Consider the following 22,925-nt stretch of genomic DNA (forward strand, 5'->3'; position numbering starts at 1 on the left):
CCCGTACCACTTTTCTTCTTCCTCTGTATCGCATTGGAAGAAAACTGATGCTTAAAATCAAATAGCGGAGAAAAGGAAAAATCATACCTCAATCCATGGCTCCTTTTGATGTTGGAAGAAAAACAACAAACTGAAAACCAGCAATTTTTGTAAAATCGAGGATATCGAACTTGTATTTTGCGTGAAATACCAATCCCCTAGATTGGGCTTTCCAATGGAGCTTCATAAACAAAACCCACAACTAATTGCTCGTGGAACACGTTTTATCAGTATGTAGTATTGGTTAAAAAGCCAATTCACCCCACTTTTCAAAGAGCGCAATCGGAAGAATCGGGAATTTTAGAAAACTAAAAAGAAAAAATCATTATGACATTAAAAGAACAATTACAAAAATTGGCCACAGAGAAAAATTCCCCATGTGTGACCATCTCGTTGAAAACCCACCGTACCCATCCTGACAATGCAAAAGATGGAATATTACTTAAAAACCTGTTGAAAGAGGCCGAAGAAAGGGTGATAAATGATTTTGGCAAAAGACCCGCAGCACAACTGCTGGAAAAAATTGAAGCCGTGGGCAATGAAATTGACACCAACTACAATTTGGATAGTTTGCACATTTTTCTCTCCAATGACACGCAGGAAATTGTGAAATCTTCATGGGAAACCAGTAATGGTGGTGTTCATATTTCCGATAGTTTTGCCATTCGTTCACTGATTAAAGATTACAATCGCAGTGAAAATTATTTACTGATGCTCCTTTCTCAAAGTGGTGTTCAGCTTTTTGAAGTCATCAATGACGACATCATCAAAGAAGTGAGAAATGATGATTTTCCTTTATCGGAAAACAGCCATTACAACACACATTCCGATAGAGGAAGCGACTCCAAACATCTGGATGATTTGGTTCGAGAATTTTTGAATAAGGTGGATAAAGCTCTGGTAAAAGTGCACAATGAAACTGAATTGAAATGCGTCGTGGTAGCAACGGAAGATAATTACAGTCGCTTGCAACAAGTGGCTGACAAGCCGAGTGCTTATATAGGATATGCAACGATTGATTACAACAATGTTGCAACACACCATATTGCAAAACAATCTTGGGAGCTTGTGAAAGCACAACAAAAACAACTCAGAACTGATGCCATTGGTGAAATGCAGGAAGCTGTATCGCAGGGAAAAGTACTGACCGATTTGCAAGAGATATATGAAGCATCAATAGACGGACGTGGAGAATTATTAATCGTTCATCAAGACTTCGCACAAGCAGTCATCATGAAAAACGAGCGGACTTTTGATTTGGTGGATGATATCACCGCACCTCATGCAATTGATGACATCACCAGCATGATCGCATGGGAAGTAATTTCTAAAAAAGGAAGGGTAATATTTACGCTTCAGGACGAAATTAAAGACCTCGGGGAAATCGTGCTTAAAACGAGATACTAAACAACCGGCCTTATCCTTTGGCAATAACCGAAATCCCCTACCCCGGCAATGATCGGCAAGCCCTGATAGATGTAAAAGTCTATCAGGGCTTTTATTTTCTGGATTCTGGCGAACATCCGAAGAAAAATGGACCTGCTAAAGGCATCAAAATTGGGCTTTTATTAAAACCCGAAATATGCGATAGGTTTCCAAATGGGATTGAAACTGAAAGAAAATCAGTCTATTGGAAGAATAATTCCTGACACCAATAGGGTGAAGTCAAAAATAGCCAGCATCCAATTGATTATCAGTAAATTAAAATATTAAAAAGCGTTCGTAATGCATAAAACGGGTTAAAACCCTTGACATGCAATGCCAATCCCATTTCAAACGATAGTCCATTAATGACCAGTCGGTTGATTTCATCTTTAACCCCCATTCCAAAACTCATTGTATATTACCTGTCAAAATTTCTTTGGAAGTTTGTTTTTTATCTATGGAAAATTTAAATATCAAAAAAGTAACCATTGCCGACCTTGACCAATTACAGCAAATTGGCAAACAGACCTTTTTTGAAACTTTCGCCTTCGGCAACACCGAAGAGAATATGAAAGCGTATCTTGAAGAAGGTTTTTCAGTAGCCAAACTGACGACTGAACTCAGCGACAACAACGCGGAAATTTATTTCGCAACACTTGACAACGAAGTAATCGGTTACTTGAAAATCAACTTTGGACAATCGCAAACCGAACTGAAAGACGACAAAGCCCTTGAAATTGAACGCATCTATGTTTTAAAGAATTTTCAGGGAAAAAGCGTTGGACAATTACTATACGACAAGGCGATTCAAATTGCCCAACATAAAAATGCTGACTATGTTTGGTTGGGCGTTTGGGAAGAGAATCCGAGAGCAATAAAATTTTACAAGAAAAACGGATTCTTTGAGTTTGACAAACACGTTTTCAAATTGGGCAATGCCGAACAGACCGACTTAATGATGAAACTGAAACTTAGAAATAGCGAATGACCTGACCCATCGTCATTAAGATTGGGCTGGAAGAAATCCAACTCAATCAGCTAGATTTAACTGAAGAAAATGATGGAAAAGCAGGGTTTCAATCGTATTCCGACGCAAACGAAGATTCAGAATTGAAATGATAAGAAATCTTCCCAAAAGAGTAGACCTATCAAAAGAGCTTAGCATAAATGATTATCAATCCATAAAATAAACACTGTTCATGACAATACACTACAAAAAAAATGAAGTAGCCATGAGTTTGTTCTTTGCAATATTTTGGTTGGCAATTGGAATCTTAAATTTTTGGTTGTTTGAAAGATTGCTGCTTGGCATCACCTGGATTGTTCTTTCCGGACTTTACTTTGTTTTTTATACGAATCAGGTTAAAAACCAATATTTGACCATAGAAGAGGGAATGATCAAGCAGAACTGGCCTTGGGGAAAGAAAATAAAATTGGAAGAGATCAATTCCATCCAACACGCCAAAGAAAAGTATATCCTCAAAACTGAACAGCAAGTGATGAAGATTAAGGTTAATCTAATTGAAGGCAAATCTCTTGCTGAATTAAATCAGGTATTGGATAAGCTTGATGTGGAATGGAACGATCGGCCATGATCGACAAAGTCATCATTTACCTTTCAAAAACGATTCTCATCCCAATTCTCCTAGACAATAAAAATTGGCTTAATCCAGCACATTTGAAAAATAAATAAAATGGTTAGAAATATTCAGCACCTAAAATTGGCTGATTTTGAGGGTATAAATTTTTCGTTGGTCAGAAGTTTTAATGCAAAAAACATCTTCATTCGCCACAAGATGCCACCTTATTCACTACCGATTGACCTTTCAATAAATTTGCGCAGGTGAATTTTACAATAAAGGGTGCCCAATCACTATGGTGCTACTTACCACTATCAGAACCATGGCGCAAGAGCAAACGCCGAAAGAAAACATGGGGATTGAAACTTCAAAAAAATCAGACTGTTTGAAGAACAAGACGGAGCCATGATAATATGAAATCAAAAATCACAAACAATCCACTGAATATTAGGCGAATTCAGCATAGAATAAAATCAGCGATTTATCGAACGGGTTAAATGAACTATATTTACCATTCAAGCCGAAATAGGCAATAGGTTTCCAAATGGGATTGAAAGGGAAAGAAAATCAGCCTATTGAGAGAATATTTCCTAACACCAATAAAGTGAAATCAAAAATAGTCAATATACAATTGATTGTCAGTCAATTACAATATTGAGCGGAGTCCGTAATACATAAAACGGGTTCAAAGCATCCACAGCCGATATGCAAATTTAAGTTTATGTAATGAAAAACGTTTTAAGAGATATTGATGGCTTTATCACACTTTTTTTGAAGTTGATTTTTGTATATGACATTGTTTATTATGTGTTGATGAAACCAATCGAATTATCAGGGTATAAAAGGTATTCTGATGCGCTCATTGCTTCAAAGGAAAAGGATCCTAAATTACACATGAGTGTAAATGGAACATTATTGAAATCTATACGGGAAAAGGATTTCTTAAAAGACGATACAGCAATACTCCTCGCGCTAAAAAATGGCTTTATTAAAGGTTTATTGAAATTAGAATTTAACAAGAATACTGTCTACAAAACCGAAGTAAATGAAGCGTTTTACAGACTCATTAAAAAAGATTTGGCTGGGCTTCATCAATATTTACAAGTCGAAATAGTAGCAGAAGTAAGAAGAAGGCAAATGGTCGCTAAATTATTATTGATTAGCAGTTCATATCTTTGGAATTGCTTAATCGATAGAAGGATGAAAGACCTTTTATTGAAAGTCAATAGAGAAGAAATTGTCAAAATTATTGAAATAAGAAATTGAAACCTGACTCGCCCCACACAAAATCACTGTCGGTTTATCAAAGAAGGTCTCTTACTGATATTTTCTAAATGCTTGTAATGCACACATGGTCCCTTGATCCCATAACAATTCCTTGCTGTCGAGCATTTGTTGAAATTCGGTTTGGTCTACCCATTTGGCATCCGTGATATAATCCTCATCGGGATTTTCCGGTGGATTTTCCATAACAATCGGATTCTCTGCAATAAAGTAATGCATAGGTCTATTGCCAAAAACACGTTCTGATGAGTACAAATGGCAAACTACGGCAGACTGCATTGCTACTTCTTCTGCGAGTTCCTCTATGGCGTGTGTCAGTATATCTTTGTCCACTTTGTCAACCCCTCCACTCACAAATTTCCAGAATTTTCTATCATAGCTGTGAATGTATTCTTGAATTAAAAAAATTTCTTTGGTTTCGGTGTTAAAAGGATACACAATCACAACCTCACGTTCTTTTCTGCTCGGTTTCTCTTTTAATTTTGTTTGGAGTGTTTCTAACATGGATAAAAATAAAATACTAAATAAATAGTCAATTAATTCGCTGGATCGCAAAAATAAGGATAATATTTCCGGAAAAAAATTTGACGCCTTCAAATACTTCCTTAAACATAAAAGATTAAATAATACAGCGCTAAACTTTGCTTAAAATTTGAAATTCTGTTTGATAGGAGAAAAATCCTGAAATTCTTTGACTTAAAATCCAGCCTCAAAACCATCATTAAAATAATAGTGGGAAAACCCGGTATTCCATGATGATGAAATTCCAAAAATCGGGGTTTTGAGAGGGGAAAGCGCTATACATAATCAATATTCCATTAAAAATGAATTCAACTAAAAAATCAACTTTACTTTTATAGATGCTGTTAAGCTACTTTATTCAATATTTAAAAGACCAATAATGATGTCGTTTGTATGGATAGCTATCCTATTGTTACTTTTGACCATTTCCAATTTCTCCATTCCTTTCAATCTTATAGAATCACTTATATATCAATATACCACGTTGGCTTAAATTACCGCAGTACAAACCATTCTCATTTACACCACAATTCATAGGGTTTCTTATTCATGCAATCCTCTCTGCGATCCATTGGAAATGGAAATATGAAGTCGAATACAGGAAACAAAGACTGATAATCGAGCCATTCCAAGTTGAAATGGAATTGGCAATGCATAAAACGGGTCCAAAATAGTTTCTCCGCGAAAATTCTTCCAAAATAAAGAATGGAATGCATGTGTAAAAAGGGATTGCTGGGAGATTTTAAAAGGAGTAAATCCACCAGTAATTCAATGGGTTGGGAAACACTTTGCCTCGCAATCCCTTAATCTAGCTCAAGGCTTTTTACCCAAGCCTCAGCCTCTTCTTCATTTTCGAAAACCTGATAGGGCACGGGTTGCTTCTGGAATGAAAAAATCATCTTCAAAATAGCGCGAATCGCTACATTGGGGATAACATAAGCTGTTCCAACACAGTAGTCCTGCATCAGCTCCTTATTTTCTTTCAACCAATTGGCTTGCATTTTTTGATGGGACATGGATGGAATGCCTGCATTCGAGGCATCAAAAATTAAAGCGAGACGTTTGCCAAACCGATAACAGGCTTTTGTTTGATCAAGGTAAGATTGAAAGTTCTGATCGTTGCTTTTGTTCCCGGTAAAACGAATCCGAACAATGGGAAAACTGGATTCATCGATGATTGCGTAAGGTTCCATGCCTGTATCAACCCATTTGAGGAAAAAGAGTTTGAAAGGCGCACCATTCCAAAGATTATTCTGGATTCAATTTTAAACCCCTGGTATGCAATGTCTATTTCATTCAGACCAACTTCATAATCAGTCAGCTGCTCCCTATTTTTGGCTCACCCTGTGGTGTGGCAGCAAATTCTCCATATGGTGTGATTTTCCTGCCGTTTCAATCCTTATTGTGAAACCTAATGCCTATATCGGGTTAAATTGGCTTCATCATAAATCAAGAAAAGCCAATTTCATTCGCTGGCACACTGCCAATATCGACTGGGAGGCCATGTAACGGATCATTTATTCAGGTGTTAAAGGTGAATCAAAGCAATAAGCCATTGTCCTTCACAAAAAAGTACATCAATTTCCCTACATTTATAATCAATTATTGGAAGCTGACCTTGCGCCTATAGCGTACACATGCGCTACGAGGAAAAAATCAAAATCATTATCAAATCAAAAACCATGACCAAAATGCGAATATTCTTTACCGGTGGATCGGGAAAGGCTGGAAAGCACGTGATCCCTTACCTTCTCAATCAGGGACATCGTGTGATGAATGTTGACCTGGTACCCTTGGATTGTCCGGGTGTGGATAATCTGGTTGCGGACATTACGGATTCCGGACAGATGTTCAATGCCATGAGTTCCTATGCCGGATTGGATGAGTTGGAATCAGGCAATGGCATTCCAAAGTTTGATGCAGTCGTTCATTTTGCCGCGGTGCCCAGGATCCTGATCAACCCTGACAATGAGACTTTTCGCGTCAATACGATCGGCACGTACAATGTGATCGAAGCAGCGGTGAAGCTTGGCATCAAGAAAATAATCATTGCTTCCTCAGAGACCACATACGGTGTCTGTTTTTCAGACGGCCAAACCAACCCGAATGTCTTGCCTTTGGAGGAAGACTATGATGTAGACCCCATGGACAGTTATGGATTATCGAAGGTGGTGAATGAAAAAACTGCACGGAGCTTTCAGCGACGGTCAGGGGTTGATATTTATGCCCTGCGTATCGGAAATGTGATTGAGCCGCACGAATATGCTGAGCTGTTTCCGAAATATTTCGAAAACCCTGAAGTCCGCCGCAGAAATGCCTTCTGCTACATTGATGCGCGTGACCTGGGACAGATTGTAGATTTATGTTTGCAAAAAAATGACCTTGGGTTTCAGATTTTCAATGCTGGAAACGACCACAATGGTGCGATCATCCCCAGCAAGGAATTGGCTGAGCGGTTTTTCCCTGGTGTTCCGATTTCCCGTGAATTGGAAGAACATGAAGCCTTGTTTTCCAATCTAAAAATCAGGGAAATGCTGGGGTTCAAAGAACAGCATCACTGGAGTAAATATGTGGAAAGGACGGAATTGTAATGTCCCGTCCTTAAATCCAAAACAGACTTGAGATTTCCTATTGGAGTTGAAACGGCGAGAAAATCAGATTGGAAAATCAAATGCATATTTCGGGCTTGACCAACATTCATTATTCTAAGCACAATCAATGCCCGTCACCAGTGGAAGGAAAATTATAAATTAAAAACTCCGTCCATTTGAGTAAGTTTGTTGGGAAGGCAAACACCATCAGTTCTCTCCAGCATGCTGGGAATCACTTGGGAAATCGCAAGCGTTAAATGTGCAAAACGTGCTGTACAACATTCATATAAATGGTTATTCCGACAATAAAACACTTTCTAAGGTTTATACCTCAGGAGAATTTTGAATCAATCGACCGAAGCAACTCATAAAACTATCCGATGACAATTAAAAATAAAACAATTACACAAGGATTTATCATTTCAGGCTTGATGAATTTGACAGTTTTGGTTTTTTCAAGAGGATTTACCAATTCAACTATCCCTGAATTTGACCCCGTTGTGATGTCAAATTTTGGCCTATTGATGATTGTCATCTGGGGCTTGGCCTATATGTCCATTGCAAAAAATTATCACAAAGTGAAATGGCTTGTTGGCGTCTTTGCAGTTGAAAAATTCATATATGGCTATATTTGGATTCAATGGATACTGAATAACAATCTTTCGGATGTGTATGAAAAAGATACCATGGCAGGGCTCTTCTACTCCATTTATGGAATTAATGATTGGATATTTTTTGTATTCTTCCTATTGGTCTTTATTAAAATATTGAAGGAAAACAGGGTTTAAAACTGCAATAACCGCTCAAAGCGCATCTGGATTTGCAGATTTCCTTTAAATCCAAAAAGCCTTGTCATGTGTTTTCAAACAAAAATAAATTCCTTACCCAATTTGGGGATTAAGAATTAACTTTTGGTGCCTATTTCAACTTAATCTTACTACCTGATGAAACTGCGTCTGATTGTTTTATACCTCATTATTCTTCCTGTTTGGGTTCAGGGACAAACGGTTTGCTCATTGGAAGACCGTGAGCGGCTTGAATCGGTCATGGCTGAACTTTCTCAAAAAGACCTTTCTGATCAATCCATTCAGGAATTGACGGTAGAAATTGGCAGCACCTTTCTGAAAACACCTTATGTAGAGAAGACCTTGGACCTTCCCGGTGGAGAAAAACTCGTGATTAATCTGACAGGTTTGGATTGTACCACGTACCTAGAAACAGTTGTCACCTTGGCCAGACTTGCCAAAAGAGGAATGCTAACCTATCAAACCTATGAGAAAGAACTCGAGTGGCTTAGGTATCAGGAGGGAATCAGAAAGGATTATTCATCAAGGCTGCATTATTTTTCGGACTGGATTTATCAAAACCAGCAAAAAGGGATCATAAAAGATGTTACTCAAGAAATTGGAGGAACAGTTTATGTCAACCAACCGTCTTTTATGTCCGAAAACCCCAAGTTTTATCCCCAGTTGAGCAATCCTGAGTTTTTGGATCAGATCAAACGCTCTGAGGAAACGATCAAGTCCAGGACCTATTATTTTTTACCAAAGGCAGAGATCGAAAAATATGAGGAAAACATCATGCCAGGCGATCTGATTGCGATCACCACTTCGATAAAAAATCTGGATATTGTCCATGTAGGTTTTGCTGTGGAGCGCGATGGAAGAATTCATTTGATGCATGCGAGTTCAAATTCTATGGAGGTTGAAATTTCCCAAAAAACGCTACACGATTATCTCAAGGCCAATACTTCCCAAACAGGGATTATGGTTTGCCGATTGGTGATGTAAACTTCCTGCCGCCAGGCCCAATTTGTTAATCCCCATTTCTACAACTTAAACTTTGTAATCCATTCACTTTTCGCCAGAAAAGCAGCATCTGCCCTTAGGAATATTCAGAATGACACAGAGAATAATACCAGCAGTATTGCCATTTAAAACAACAACATTCTCCAACGTAACTGCTTGACTATTGCGTCCAATAACCCCACGCTATCGCTGATCGAGACTTCCTTTTGAAGCGTCTTATCCTGCCAAGCTGCCCGCAAAAGGTTTTCCGCCTGTGTATTTGGATGAAACAGTCAATCTTCCCTTCCAGCTTCAAAAAAGAACTTTTTTATTAGCTTTACAGGGTGAATTAAATCCAACATCTCGATGGAAGTATGTCAAAGTTAAAAAAATCATTTTCTGGAAGATTCAGCAAGACTTCAAAATTTTTGATGATGGTAGCGGTAGGGACGTTGGCTTTAATCATTTCTTACCATTCTTCCAATGCCAATTTAGACCCAATCGAACCTGAACCCATACAAGAAAAAAGTATGGAGATATCCGCCCCCCAAACAAAAGCAGATTCCCTGGTCACATTCGCGATGTCATTACAAGGGATTCCTTACCAATACGCCGGCAAATCCTTGGAAGGATTTGATTGCTCGGGATTTCTGTATTTTGTCTTTAATAAGTTTGGGATTGCTATTCCTGCCGGATCAGCCAACCAATATTTACTTGGAGAACCTGTTGATGAGGCCGAAATGCAAAAAGGTGATCTGATATTTTTTGTGGGCTATGAAGATGCTGAAGACGTTGGCCATTCAGGAATAGTGATTTCAGAAAAAGGAGAAGAAATAAAATTCATCCACAGTTCATCAGGAGGTGATGGACGAGGTGTGACGATCAACAGGCTGGACGAACCCCATTATCGAAATAGGTTTTTGGGACTCAGACGCATCTTGTTTTAAAACCCAATTGCTGCAAGAAAACAGTAGCACATGCCGGATAAAAAAACCAGCACGAACGAAAATTAATGCAACAATGTTGAATTTTAAAATCAGGGTTTGTTACTTTTGCGCAGAGAAGAAAAAACCGATTGAAAAAGGCATTTTCCATATTGATGCTGCTCACCCTCCTACTCCCGTCATTCTTTAGGGTAGGTATTTTTGTCCATTTTAAAGCCAACCAGGATTTTATTGCAGAAGTACTCTGTATCAACAAGGACGAACCCTTGTCGGAATGTAATGGCAAATGTTATTTGGGCAAACAGCTCCAAAAAGTGGAACAGAATGATGGGGAAACCAACGATTTCCAACCCAATCCCAAGACCGAAGAGGTAAGGTTTACCCTTTTTACAAGTATCCAACCGAAGCTGACCTTCTGGCTTCTAAAAATGGAAAAACCACAAAATCCATTCCTTCAAAACCCCACTTATAACTTTTTGCATTCTGGGGGAATCTTTAAGCCTCCGCAATTCCTTGTTGTTTAACCCGAAACATGCATTTCCATTTTCTGATGTTGTCGAAACTGCAAGAAAATCAGCCTATTTGGATAATTAGGCTTGTCGCCGATATGGTGAAGTCAATAACAGCAAACAAAGACTGATCACAAATCAATTTCCGGCTGGAATAGAATTGGGAATGCACATCACGGGTTTGATTTAATTAAGAAAGTCACGGCTTTCGTGCTTCCAACTCCGGCAAACAAGCTTTTCCGGTAAGACCAGCCATGCATATCTGCATCGCTTGATAGGCAGCACCTGATTATTTTTAAAATTTCAAACAGCAAAAAATGAATATAAAAAATATATTGCTTGTTGCACTTCTGTTGCTGACAAGTGAAATTCATGGGCAAAGGGCCGAACAAAACATTCGGCTTCTCGATGCAGACAATGCCATGCCCATTATCGGTGCCACCTTTGAATATGAGCAGCAAAAGGGTGTTTCGGACGAGAACGGAACCATTGCCTTTGTTTTCAAATCAGGTCAATCCATGCGGCTTTCGCATATCATCTATGGTGTATGGACCTTGGATGATGCACAGGTACAAAAAGCAGTTGAAAACCAGGTTTATTACCGAAAAAGCCGGACGGTAAATTTACACCCCGTCACGATTATCGCGATGAAGACGCGGCTGCACTCGGAAGAGTTGGTTTCGCTTGAATACGAAGAGCGCATGGCTCATGATGCAGCTACGATTCTCAACCAGATCCCGGCCTTCAATAGCATTCGAAAGAGTGGCAATTATGGATTTGACCCGGTATTCCGAGGGTTCAAATACGATCAGCTCAACGTGGTTTTGAATGGCGCCCAAAGTGCCACCACAGCTTGTCCCAACAGAATGGATCCTCCCACCAGTCAAATGGCCCCGAACATGATGGATAGAATAGAGATTTTGAAAGGTCCCTATTCCTTGCGTTATGGAACTGGCTTCGGCGCAACGATCAATTTTATACCGGCCAAACTTCGATTTACCGCTACTCCAGAGATGTATGGAAGAGTATCTTTGGGCTATGAAAGCAATGGAAATATTCCTCGCGGAGAAGCCCAAATAGGCTTTAGCGGGGATCAATTTGACCTTAGCCTGTTTGGTTCCTGGTCACAGGGTGATGATTACAAGGCTGGAAACGGCGAAACGGTACAGGCGGATTTTAAAAGAGGAAGCTTTGGCGCCAACCTTGGCATCAAGCTCAGCAGCAATCAGCAACTTCGCCTTTCGGCCATTAACAACCAAGCCAGGGATGCGGATTTTCCGGCATTGCCCATGGATCTTCGTATCGATGACACCTGGATGTTCAATGCCCGTCATGACATCCAATTCGATAAAGCCAAGCTAAAATCCTGGAATACCACGGTGTTCGGTTCCTTTGTAGACCATCTTATGGACAACCAATTGAAGCCCATAAACCCACGGACAATCAACACCAGTACAAGAGCTGAAACCTATAATTATGGTGGCAGAACCGAAGGAATCTGGAAGTTTGCCAACGGGGATTTGTACGCAGGAGCTGACCTGAGAGTGGAAGGCGCCGAAGGTATCCGAATACGGGAATTCTTAACGGGCCCGATGGCTGGAAAAACATTTGAGGACAATGCCTGGCAACAAGGTCGAATCAGCAAAACTGGCATATTTGGTGAATATCAATTGATGTCGGACAATTTCAGTTACGTATTCAGTGCGCGCCTTGAGATGAATCAATCCAATATCAATGATCCATCTGTCGAATTCACCAATGTTTATGCTAAAACCCAAGAAATCCAAATCAACCCCAATTTCAGTCTTGGCATCCTCAAGCCCATTGGTGAATCCATCCAAACAGGCCTTTGGCTCGGCAGGGCCCAGAGGAGTGGCAGCCTGACCGAGCGGTTCATCAACTATTTCCCGGTGGGTCAAGACCCCTACGAAATGATTGGAAATCCACAGTTGAATCCCGAGGTAAACAATCAGGTGGACCTGACCTTTGTCTGGAGCAAAGGGAAAAGTGCGATCAATGTTGACCTGTTTGCGGCCTATCTACAAGACTATATTTCTTCGGTGATTGACAGCACACTTAGCCCGCGACTTCCAGCCAGTCCAGGAGTCCGAAGGTTTATCAATATTAAGGACGCTTATAAAACCGGCTTTGAAGTGCGCTGGACGCAGCAATTGCCGATTGGTTTGCAGCAGACCCTAGCATTGGCTTATACTTATGCGCAGGATTTGGACCGCAACGAGCCGTTGCCTGAGATTGCGCCATTGGACTTGCGCTATGTCTTGTCTGGAAGCTATCTTCAAAACAAGCTAAAGCCAGAAGCCTCACTTCGCTATGTGACCAGACAGGGCAGGATCTCTCAGGAGTTTGGAGAGACGAAAACCCCATCCTTTTCCCTTTTGGATGTAAAAATAGGCTATTCCTTTACCGACCAATTCATTGGAAAAGTAGGGATCAACAATCTCTTTAACGAAAATTATTACGAGCACCTGAACCGTTCCGTGCGTGGAACCAACAGCCCCATTTTTGCTCCCGGACGTAATTTCTTGGTCAACGTAAGTTTTCTTTTCTAATAACCATTTGGGCCGGGGCAGTCAAAATACTCCGGCCTATTTATTTCAAAAATCGCATTTTCATCTCCCTCGTTTGGAATACAAATATTCTTGTTGGCCTGTAATCCCTAAGAAAAACTGATCGAATTGGAGGCTCAGCGATCTGATTAGGAAAACCTTAGATTTGAATTAATACCCCAGGAATTGAAAGGGTGAACCCAAAATATGCATTCCGTTTTCTAAATGGGTCAAAACTGCATGAAAACCAGACTCTTAAGAGAATAAGACGCAGCAGCGATAAGATGAAGTCAAACACAGGTACCAAAGACCGATTCTTAAGCAATTTCAAGCTGGAATGGGTTGAGAATGCACAAAACGGGTTTAAGTGGCACAATTCCGCTGAGGGCTTTCAGGAAAATAAAATGGAGATGACCTATTTCTTGTCGATTTTGCAACTCATGAATCGCAAGATTGCTCCATCCATTGCAGCCGAAAGGACTGGACTGAATTCACAAGGCAAAACCAAAAAAGGACTAACTAAAATGGAAAAAAAGGGCGTACACAACAATGCTTTTGGAAATAGGGTGACCTAAATACGAAAAGATTCAGAAAATCTCTCTGCTGCTGATGGAAAACCCATAAGTGAGACGCAATCGAACTGAGAAAAACCTTTTGAAAGAGCCCAAAATAAAAATTATGGAGAACAAAGCGCATCGTCTATCTTTGCGGGAGAAGGTCCCGACTGACCAAAACATTGCGCATGAAATAAGCCGATTTTGAAAGGCTTCTTCCTGTAATGGTTAGAAAAATAAGAGGGAAATGAGAAAACACGAGCCATGAAAAAAAACTGGATATTTTTAATAAACGGAACCTTATTGTTGATTATCATTTATCTGAAATTTTTTAACCATACAAGCTCAAAGGTTATTTACGAATACTATCAATTGCAATCCATTTTGGCATTTATGATTTTTTATATCACTGTCAATCTTTTCTCCAATACGGCAAAATATCTGTATTCAAAAAAAAACCATATTGAAAAGGACAAAAAAAACAATGTTCATTTTGGGATAGAAAACATTGCCAATTTCACCATAGGGATAGGGATATTGGTGACATTTTTAAGTGTATTTGGGGTGAATCCCTATGAAATCATCACTTCCTTGACCATCGTCGCGGCGGCTATTGCAATCCTAACCAAGGAGTTTATCATTGACTTTTTGAGCGGAATTTATTTGAGTTTCTCGAATACCTTTGAAATAAATGATTATGTCAAAATAGACAACCAAAAAGGGAAAATTGTAGAGATCAGCATGTTGAAGGTCAAAATCCTCAATGATGACGATGACAGTGTGAGCATTCCAAATTCCAAGGTGCATTTACAGGAAATCATCAATTATACCAAAAGAGATGTCAGGTTGATGAATGTTGACTTTCAAATATCGCTTGTATACTTAAATAGCATTGAACAACTTGAAAAAGAGATCATCCTGTCCCTGAGAAGTTTCAACGAATATATTGAGCCAAAATCTTATAATTTGAAAGTCATAGAAATGAAAAAGGATTATTTGGAGCTCAAATTCCAATACACCTTGAACCTGGTGGACATGGACTTGCAGCGAAAAATCAGAAAAAAAACCATCCGTGAGGTTTTTAATTTTATTTCAAGTCAAAAAGAACATACAAAAGCCAATCATGTAGACGGGCCTGAGCAATAAAGTCCAAGGATATCGGCAAGTTTCACGCGCACAAAATCCACAACATCACCGATATTTGGAATACCGGCTCACATCTGCAAAAGACTCCTTAGTTCCCCCATATACGTTTGGCAATACCCGTCATGCCTACTTTTCTTCAAGTATTTTTCTGGTTGCCCCAAGTATTCTCTAAGTAATACATAATAAAAACACAAATTTAGATAAATTGCCAAACAAAATAGGCCGAGACGATCCCCCTTCTGCAGAACTTCAGTATCACCAACTGTGGTTATCCGCAAAATGTCCACCTCCATTATCAAGTTTAATGAACCCGATGAAAAAACCAGATGCTGCGTTTAACGAATCCAAAAGGATAACGAATGTGGACACCTACCATAATTTGGATGCTGCTGACCAACAAGATTTTGATTTTTTGACAGCTATGGCAGTACAAATCTGCGGCACCAAGATTTCTTTGATAAGCATGGTGACTTCAGACAAGCCTTGGATTCTATCACATCACGGGTGGTCAATCCAGGAAACCTCAAATGCCTTTTCTTTTTCCGTGCAGGCCCTCAAAAAACCCAATGAAGTTTTCGTGGTGGAAGATGCCAGAAAGGACGAACGCTTCCAAGACAATCATGGAGTCGCAAGAGATTCTCAGGTGATTTTCTATGCAAGTGTGCCCATGGTCAATAAAAACGGTATTGCCTTGGGGTCTTTTTGTTTGGTCGATCACGAACCTAAAACATTAACCGAAGAACAACTTAAACTTCTCCAAAACCTCTCTCGACAAGCGCTCAATCTTTTGGAATTCAGAAAGAAGAGAATCGAATATGAATCAGTAAACAAGAAATCAGAACAGAATCTGATATTACTGGAAGAAACCCAGAAAACAAATAAAATCGGAGCATGGGAGCTCGATATCACCACCGAGAAAACTTATTGGACTGAGGAAGTCTATGCCATTCATGATGTGTCGATGGACTTTGACCACAACAAGGTCAATGCCATTGAATTTTACCATCCCAATGATAAGGCATTGATATTCGATGCCATTACCAATGCTATCGAAAATAACCAAAGATTCGATGTAACGTGCCGCCTAATTACTGCCAAAGGCAATCTCAAATGGGTAAGAAGTACTGGTCGAAAATCGGGAGAAAAACTGATCGGTAGCTTTCAGGATATTTCGGAATTCAAAAAGAATGAGTTGAAGTTTCAAGGCATTTTTAACTCCAGTGTTTCGTTCATTGGTTTTTTAAATCCAGATGGCATCCTGCTGGAAGTCAATGAAACGGCTCTAAATATGGCTGGATTAAAAACCAATGATGTGCTCGGTAAATATTTTTGGGACTGCTATTGGTGGCAGATATCCGAGCAGACCAAAGCAGAACTAAAAACCAATTTCCAAAAAGTCCTTGCCGGACAAGTGGTAATGTATGAAGTGGCAATCTGGTCGGTAAATCAAACGCCTATCACATTTTTATTCAGTTTAAAGCCACTCTTTGATGACTTGGGGAACGTGATCTATGTTATCCCAGAAGGCTGGCCTATCCAAGAAATAGTGGACACGAGGTGGCGGAATAAGGCGGTCATCGAAGGCACCAATGTCGGCACTTGGGAGTGGAATGTACAAACAGGGGAGACCGTTTTTAACAAACGATGGGCAGAAATAATAGGCTATTCCTTGGAAGAATTGGAACCCATCTCCATCGATACATGGATGAAATTCGCCCATCCTGATGATCTGATAGAATCCAGTCGAAAACTGAACCTCTGCTTTGATAAAAAAGCTGAATTCTACGAGATGGAAGCCCGTATGCGGCACAAAGACGGGAGATGGATATGGGTATTTGACAGGGGAAAAGTATTTGAATGGATGGAGGACGGAAAACCTCTAAAAATGTACGGAACGCATCAGGACATTACCTTAAGAAAAGAAAAAGAGCTTGAAACCAAATACCAAAAGAACATATTGGATGCGCTCTATGAACTTTCCCCAATAGGCATATCCCTCAATGATTACGAGACAGGAAAATACCTGAATGTAAATCAGAAACTATTGGAACCTTCAGGATATACAAAAGAAGAGTTTCTGAGCTTGAGCTATTGGGATGTGACACCTAAAGAGTATGAAGCGAAGGAGCAGACAGCACTTCTTCAAATGGAAAATTCCGGCCAATACGAGCCCTTTGAGAAAGAATATATCAGAAAAAACGGCACACGCTATCCGGTGCTGTTAAGAGGCATGCTGATAGAGGACTTGTATGGCAAAAAACTGATTTGGTCATTTATCCAAGACATCAGCAAGGAAAAAGAGACAGAAAGAAATCTTCATGAAGCCATCAACCGATTGCATGCGATATTAAAAGCAAGCACACAAGTATCGATAATTGCTACAGATATCAATGGAACAATAACACTTTTTAATTCGGGCTCAGAAAGAATGTTGGGTTACAAGTCTGATGAATTGGTGGGTAAACATACACTTCAAATTCTACACCCAAAAGAGGAAATAGAAGGGCAAGAACTATGGGCTGATGAAGGTGAAAAAGCAACCGGTTTTCAGGCCTTGGTACATAACGCCCGCCAAGGAATCTCAACGACCAAAGAGTGGAGTTATAAAAGAAAAGACGGTAGTATTTTCCCTGTTTTGCATTCGGTGACCGCCATCCGGCAAGATGAAAAAATCATTGGCTACCTGGGAGTCGCTGCCGACATTACCGAATTGAAAACAGCCGAATCAAAAATAAAATCCTTGTTGGCAGAAAAACTAGAACAAAATAATCGACTGCAAAACTTTGCTTTTATCGTATCACACAACTTGAGGTCACACAGTTCAGGTATTTCAGGGCTTTTGGACTTATTAAACGATGAGTCCCCGGAGCTATTTCAAAATGAAATGATGCAATTATTGGTAAGAGGTGGGGATAATTTGAAGCAAACCGTGGAAGATTTAACAGAGGTCGTCAAGGTAAATCTAAACAACAGTGAAAAAAAATCATTTATTGGCTTAAGGAACGTAATAGACAAGAATTTGGAAAGCCTTTCTGCCCAAATAAAAGATTCCGAAACCATAGTTGAAAATTTGGTGGAAAAATCAATAACTGTAATAGGCATAGCTGCTTATCTAAACAGTATTGTACTCAATTTAATCACAAATGCCATCAAATATTGCTCAAAAGAACGCAGCAGTCACCTTAAAATTTATACCCAAATAGAAAATAAATATGTGATCTTGAATTTCGATGACAATGGTTTGGGTATTGATTTGAATAAACATGGTGACAAGCTATTTGGGATGTACAAAACCTTCCATAAGCACCACGATTCCCGTGGTATCGGTTTATTTATTACCAAAAACCAGATCGAAAGCATGGGAGGAAAAATTGAGGTGGAAAGTAAAGTTAATGAAGGAACTACCTTTAGAATCTATTTACCAAGTGAATAGGCATGACTTGGACTATATTTTTAAAGATAGAAAATCGGGGATACAACACATTCCCGGCATAAGTGTATGGTCCTACCCTATTATTATCCCCAACAAAAAACAGCAAAGGAAAGTGAGCGATTTGAAGATTTCGGAGAGAATTGATGCTTAACCCATCGTCAATATGAATTTGGCCCTGTAAAGGACAGCGACAAAAAACCTTCAGATGAATAAGCAATTTCAGGCGGGAATGAAATTGGCAATGCATATCACAGGCTCAACCCGAAATATGCATTAGGTTTCCAAATGAGATCGAAACTACAAGAAAATGAGACGATTGGGAGACCAATTCCTGATACCATTAGGGTGACTTCAAAAACAATCAACAACTAATTGAACATCAGTTAGATATAATATTGAATTGAGTTCGTAATGCATAAAACGGGTTCAAGCGTTGCCATCGAAAACGAGGAAGTAGAATAGATAGTGAATAGACTATAAAAAAAGGTGGCCCGTTACCAGACCACCTTTCCAAATTGATATATTTAAGGATTAGGATTTGACCAAATCAAAGCGATCCAGGTTCATCACCTTGTTCCAAGCTGCGACAAAATCATGGACAAACTTTTCCTGACCATCCCCACATCCATAGACTTCCGCCAAAGCACGAAGTTCTGAATTGGAACCAAAGATCAGATCAACTCTTGTTCCAGTCCATTTTAGTTCTCCAGTCATCCGGTTTCGACCCTCAAAGATATCTTCGGATTGCGAAGATGCCTTCCATGTCGTCCCCATATCGAGTAAGTTGACAAAGAAATCATTGGTGAGCGTTTCTGTGCGATTGGTGAAAACACCATGTTTGGAATGTCCAAAATTGGTATTCAATACACGCATGCCACCCACAAGTACCGTCATCTCAGGAGCAGTCAAAGTCATCAGTTGCGCTTTGTCCACCAACATTTCCTCTGCAGATACCGAATATTTGGTCTTGGAATAATTGCGGAAACCATCTGCTTCAGGCTCTAGCACCGCGAAGGATTCCACGTCAGTTTGTGCTTGTGAAGCATCTGTACGTCCCGGAGTAAAGGGTACAGTAATCTCCTGACCGGCTTTCTTGGCTGCAAGCGCTACGCCTACACATCCTCCCAAAACGATCAAATCAGCAAGTGACACCTGCTTCCCTCCTATCTGCGCATCATTAAATTCTTTTTGAATTCCTTCAAGTGTTTCCAACACATTCGCCAAAAGACCAGGATGATTTACTTCCCAATCCTTCTGGGGTGCGAGCGCAATTCTGGCACCATTGGCACCTCCACGCTTATCCGAACCACGGAATGTCGAGGCAGAAGCCCAAGCCGTTGAAACCAATTGGGAAATCGGGATTCTTGAATCGGATATTTTGGCCTTCAAGAACTCGATATCCTGTTCGTTGACCAATTCATGCGCAACAGCTGGTACTGGATCTTGCCAGATGAGCTCTTCAGAAGGTACTTCTGGACCAAGATAACGAGATATTGGCCCCATGTCACGATGGGTCAACTTGAACCATGCACGGGAAAAGGCTGTAGCCAATTCTTCTGGGTTCTCGAAAAAGTGTCTTGAAATTGGCTCATATATAGGATCAACTCTCAAGGCAAGGTCAGTCGTAAACATCATCGGTGCGTGGCTCCTGGATGAGTCATGTGCATCAGGAACTGTACCGGCACCTGCTCCGTTCTTCGGCGTCCACTGATGAGCACCTGCTGGACTTTTGGTCAATTCCCACTCATATCCAAACAGGTTCTCGAAGTAGTTGTTGTCCCACTTCACTGGATTAGTGGTCCACGCCCCTTCAAGTCCGCTACCAATTGTATCGCTTCCATTACCGGTACCGAAGGTGTTTTTCCAGCCTTGGCCTTGCTCCTCGATGGCTGCACCCGCTGGTTCCGGACCAACATATACGCTTGGGTCGGCTGCACCATGGGTTTTGCCGAAGGTATGTCCACCTGCGATGAGGGCAACAGTTTCGTAGTCATTCATGGCCATCCGGCCAAAAGTCTCGCGAATGTCGCGAGCAGATGCCAGCGGATCTGGTTTTGCATTGGGACCTTCCGGATTCACATAGATCAATCCCATCTGAACGGCAGCAAGGGGGTTTTCCAAATCCCGATCTTCTGTATACCGTTTGTCCTCCAGCCATTTCCCTTCCGAACCCCAGTAAATGTCCTGTTCAGGTTCCCAAATATCTTCTCGTCCACCACCGAAACCGGAAGTTTCCAATCCCATGGACTCAAGTGCACAGTTTCCGGTGAGGATCATCAAATCTGCCCATGAGATTTTCCTGCCATATTTTTGTTTGATCGGCCAAAGCAGCAAACGTGCCTTGTCAAGGTTCACATTGTCCGGCCAGCTATTGAGCGGTGCAAAACGCTGACTGCCGGAACCTCCACCGCCACGGCCGTCGGAGATTCGATAGGTACCCGCGCTATGCCAAGCCATCCGAATGAAAAATGGACCGTAATGGCCGTAATCGGCTGGCCACCAATCCTGAGAAGTAGTCATCAATTCGAAGATATCCTTTTTAACTTCGGCCAAATCGAGGCTTTTGAACGCTTCGGCATAATTGAAGTCATCTCCCATTGGGTTGGAAAGGGAAGAATGCTGGCGAAGGATGTTGAGATTCAACTGATTTGGCCACCAGTCACGGTTGGAAAGCGCAGTAGTCACACTTTTCTTCATGGCTGTGCCAGAAAAAGGACATTTGCTTTCACCACTATCCTTGTTTACTTCTGATAATGTAGAACCGTCATTTTTGTTGTTATCCATATTGGGTTTGATTTTTATTTTCAACTTGAAGTCTCAATTTACTAAATTTATTAAGGAATAAAATTTTTTTTCCATAGATAAAATCTATGACTATTGACATATTTCGATCTTCAACCTCAATACAAAAATCCCACCGGTGCCAATAAAAAAACAGGGCCACGCTACAACTTCAGTCCAAAATTCATTTTTTAGATCAATAAACTTAAATTGGTTGTCCAAAAACATCCACCTCAAAATCAAGGATGAAATTTTGGGATGTAACCTGGTTTTCCGGAAAATTCCCTTGTCGAATTCAGTTCAGACTATAAGGCCTGCTGGGATTGCCGAACTTGGTCAGCAAGGGAATGATCCTCCTGCGGGAGACCGATTTAAAAACATGGATTTGAGCCAAACTAATGAAACCAGGTGCATACCTTTGTTGAAACAATCTTTCACCGAAGGCAATGCATCCCAAGGATCAAGTTTATCTTTCACCCGAATTCTAAGAACTCGAAAAAGTAACGTAGAGAATCTAACTTGATTAAGTTAGATGGAATATACAATAGGCTTCCTAAAGAGGTTTGAAACGATAAGGAAAATCAGATTATTTGGAATACAAGGACTCTCACCAAGATGGTGAAATCAAAAACAGCAAAAAACTTAAGTTTATAAGAAAATTTTAGACTTGAATTAAATTAATGATGCATAAAACGGGTTTAACAAATCAAGAAAAATAGAGTTCTTTACATAGGCTTCTTGGTTTGATTTCAGTGATCATTGTCACCATTTGACCTCCCATAAATCCTCACCTTTGCAAAATGGAAAAATATATCAAAGCGATTTCGGATGGCTATTACGGTTATGCGAATTACTTGATCAATGAAATCCTCAACCCCGGTTGGCACAACTATTTCTATACATTGGTGGCTGCATCCTTGGCGATCTACTTGCTGGAGATTGCTTTCCCTTGGCGCAAGGACCAATCCCTGATCCGGGAGAACTTCTGGATTGACATCTTTTACCTTTTCTGGAATTACTTTCTCTTTGCCTTGGTGGCCTACAATGCCATTTCGATGGTCGCCGTGGAGCTCTTCAATGATTTTCTGGGCCTTTTTGGCGTTGTCAATCTGGTAGCGGTTCAGGTTGGGAATTTGCCAGGCTGGGTTCAATTGCTTCTGATATTTGTCTTGCGCGATTTTATGCAATGGAATATTCACCGCATGTACCACCACGTCGGTTGGATGTGGGAATTTCACAAGGTCCATCACAGCACCCAAGAGATGGGTTTTGGGGGATTACTGCGCTTTCACTTTATGGAAAACATCCTTTATCGCTCCTTGGAATACATTCCTTTGGCGATGATTGGCTTTGGGATCACAGACTTCTTTATCGTCCACATCTTCACATTGGTGACTGGTCAGCTGGGCCATGCCAATCTTAAAATTCCTTTGGGGCCCTTTAAGTACCTGTTCAATGGCCCACAGATGCACCTCTGGCACCATGCCAAAGACATGCCCGAAAGTCATCCAAATGGCTTCAATTATGGGATCACGCTGAGTATTTGGGATTTTATCTTCCGGACAAATTATTGGCCCTCCGATGATGAGCATCTTCCCATCGGACTCCCCGATCAGGAAAATTTCCCCAAGGATTTTGTGGGACAAAACATCCAACCCTTTCAGAATATCTTCCGGAAGAAAGACGCAAAGTAGGATCATAGAAATTTAAACGGGAAGATTGACTTACTGAAATGCAAGTCGATCCGATTCAGTGGCCTTTTG

Annotated in this window: 17 protein-coding genes; 14 read left to right on the forward strand and 3 right to left on the reverse strand. The window is 40.5% G+C overall.

The features are described 5' to 3' along the window. The first annotated feature begins 366 nt into the window (after positions 1 to 366). From Q7J63_RS17190 to Q7J63_RS17205, 4 genes are all read left to right on the forward strand, one after another. Positions 367 to 1,446: a hypothetical protein gene (locus tag Q7J63_RS17190; protein ID WP_304887910.1), complete on the forward strand. Its 1,080-nt coding sequence runs from the start codon at positions 367 to 369 to the stop codon at positions 1,444 to 1,446. A 475-nt stretch (positions 1,447 to 1,921) separates the two neighbouring features. Continuing rightward, complete coding sequence (locus Q7J63_RS17195; protein WP_304887912.1) at positions 1,922 to 2,452, forward strand: GNAT family N-acetyltransferase; 531 nt, start codon at positions 1,922 to 1,924, stop codon at positions 2,450 to 2,452. Positions 2,453 to 2,663: 211 nt separating this feature from the next. Further along, entirely contained in the window at positions 2,664 to 3,059 is a 396-nt protein-coding gene (locus tag Q7J63_RS17200; RefSeq protein ID WP_304887914.1) for a hypothetical protein, read from the forward strand. 711 nt (positions 3,060 to 3,770) lie between these two features. Continuing rightward, positions 3,771 to 4,310 (forward strand): hypothetical protein, encoded by a 540-nt coding sequence (locus tag Q7J63_RS17205; RefSeq protein ID WP_304887916.1) that lies wholly within the window; start codon positions 3,771 to 3,773, stop codon positions 4,308 to 4,310. Positions 4,311 to 4,361: 51 nt separating this feature from the next. Here the strand turns inward: Q7J63_RS17205 and Q7J63_RS17210 are convergent, their stop codons facing one another. Together Q7J63_RS17210 and Q7J63_RS17215 are read right to left on the reverse strand one after the other, a co-directional pair. Beyond that, complete coding sequence (locus Q7J63_RS17210; RefSeq protein ID WP_304887917.1) at positions 4,362 to 4,832, reverse strand: NUDIX domain-containing protein; 471 nt, start codon at positions 4,830 to 4,832, stop codon at positions 4,362 to 4,364. An 821-nt stretch (positions 4,833 to 5,653) separates the two neighbouring features. Continuing rightward, positions 5,654 to 6,043, reverse strand: coding sequence for an STAS/SEC14 domain-containing protein (locus Q7J63_RS17215; RefSeq protein WP_304887919.1), 390 nt, complete (start codon positions 6,041 to 6,043; stop codon positions 5,654 to 5,656). A gap of 489 nt (positions 6,044 to 6,532) precedes the next feature. Here Q7J63_RS17215 and Q7J63_RS17220 point away from each other — a divergent pair, with 489 nt between their 5' ends. From Q7J63_RS17220 to Q7J63_RS17260, 9 genes are all read left to right on the forward strand, one after another. After that, complete coding sequence (locus Q7J63_RS17220; protein ID WP_304888033.1) at positions 6,533 to 7,441, forward strand: NAD(P)-dependent oxidoreductase; 909 nt, start codon at positions 6,533 to 6,535, stop codon at positions 7,439 to 7,441. A 380-nt stretch (positions 7,442 to 7,821) separates the two neighbouring features. Further along, the gene (locus tag Q7J63_RS17225) at positions 7,822 to 8,229 is read left to right on the forward strand and encodes a hypothetical protein (protein WP_304887921.1); all 408 of its coding nucleotides are present in this window, start codon (positions 7,822 to 7,824) and stop codon (positions 8,227 to 8,229) included. Between the two features lie 156 nt (positions 8,230 to 8,385). Continuing rightward, complete coding sequence (locus tag Q7J63_RS17230; RefSeq protein ID WP_304887922.1) at positions 8,386 to 9,231, forward strand: N-acetylmuramoyl-L-alanine amidase-like domain-containing protein; 846 nt, start codon at positions 8,386 to 8,388, stop codon at positions 9,229 to 9,231. 371 nt (positions 9,232 to 9,602) lie between these two features. Further along, positions 9,603 to 10,175, forward strand: coding sequence for a C40 family peptidase (locus Q7J63_RS17235; RefSeq protein ID WP_304887924.1), 573 nt, complete (start codon positions 9,603 to 9,605; stop codon positions 10,173 to 10,175). A 128-nt stretch (positions 10,176 to 10,303) separates the two neighbouring features. After that, positions 10,304 to 10,696 (forward strand): hypothetical protein, encoded by a 393-nt coding sequence (locus Q7J63_RS17240; protein ID WP_304887926.1) that lies wholly within the window; start codon positions 10,304 to 10,306, stop codon positions 10,694 to 10,696. A 302-nt stretch (positions 10,697 to 10,998) separates the two neighbouring features. Then, the gene (locus Q7J63_RS17245; protein WP_304887928.1) at positions 10,999 to 13,251 is read left to right on the forward strand and encodes a TonB-dependent receptor domain-containing protein; all 2,253 of its coding nucleotides are present in this window, start codon (positions 10,999 to 11,001) and stop codon (positions 13,249 to 13,251) included. A 281-nt stretch (positions 13,252 to 13,532) separates the two neighbouring features. Then, positions 13,533 to 13,823 carry a hypothetical protein gene (locus Q7J63_RS17250; protein ID WP_019599658.1) on the forward strand — a complete coding sequence of 97 codons (291 nt, stop codon included), beginning with the start codon at positions 13,533 to 13,535 and terminating at the stop codon, positions 13,821 to 13,823. Between the two features lie 372 nt (positions 13,824 to 14,195). Then, positions 14,196 to 14,948, forward strand: a complete 753-nt coding sequence (locus Q7J63_RS17255) for a mechanosensitive ion channel family protein (RefSeq protein WP_161629755.1) — start codon at positions 14,196 to 14,198, stop codon at positions 14,946 to 14,948. A gap of 313 nt (positions 14,949 to 15,261) precedes the next feature. Further along, entirely contained in the window at positions 15,262 to 18,381 is a 3,120-nt protein-coding gene (locus Q7J63_RS17260; protein WP_304887931.1) for a PAS domain S-box protein, read from the forward strand. A 531-nt stretch (positions 18,382 to 18,912) separates the two neighbouring features. On the opposite strand, the gene katG is transcribed toward Q7J63_RS17260, so the two are convergent. Further along, positions 18,913 to 21,165 carry a catalase/peroxidase HPI gene (gene katG / locus Q7J63_RS17265; RefSeq protein WP_304887933.1) on the reverse strand — a complete coding sequence of 751 codons (2,253 nt, stop codon included), beginning with the start codon at positions 21,163 to 21,165 and terminating at the stop codon, positions 18,913 to 18,915. A gap of 797 nt (positions 21,166 to 21,962) precedes the next feature. On the opposite strand from katG, the gene Q7J63_RS17270 reads away from it, so the two are divergent. After that, positions 21,963 to 22,856 carry a sterol desaturase family protein gene (locus tag Q7J63_RS17270; protein ID WP_019599651.1) on the forward strand — a complete coding sequence of 298 codons (894 nt, stop codon included), beginning with the start codon at positions 21,963 to 21,965 and terminating at the stop codon, positions 22,854 to 22,856. Positions 22,857 to 22,925 lie beyond the last annotated feature (69 nt).

Origin of the sequence: Rhodonellum sp., assembly GCF_030656585.1 — a bacterium.
GTDB classification, from domain to species: Bacteria; Bacteroidota; Bacteroidia; order Cytophagales; family Cyclobacteriaceae; genus Rhodonellum; species Rhodonellum psychrophilum.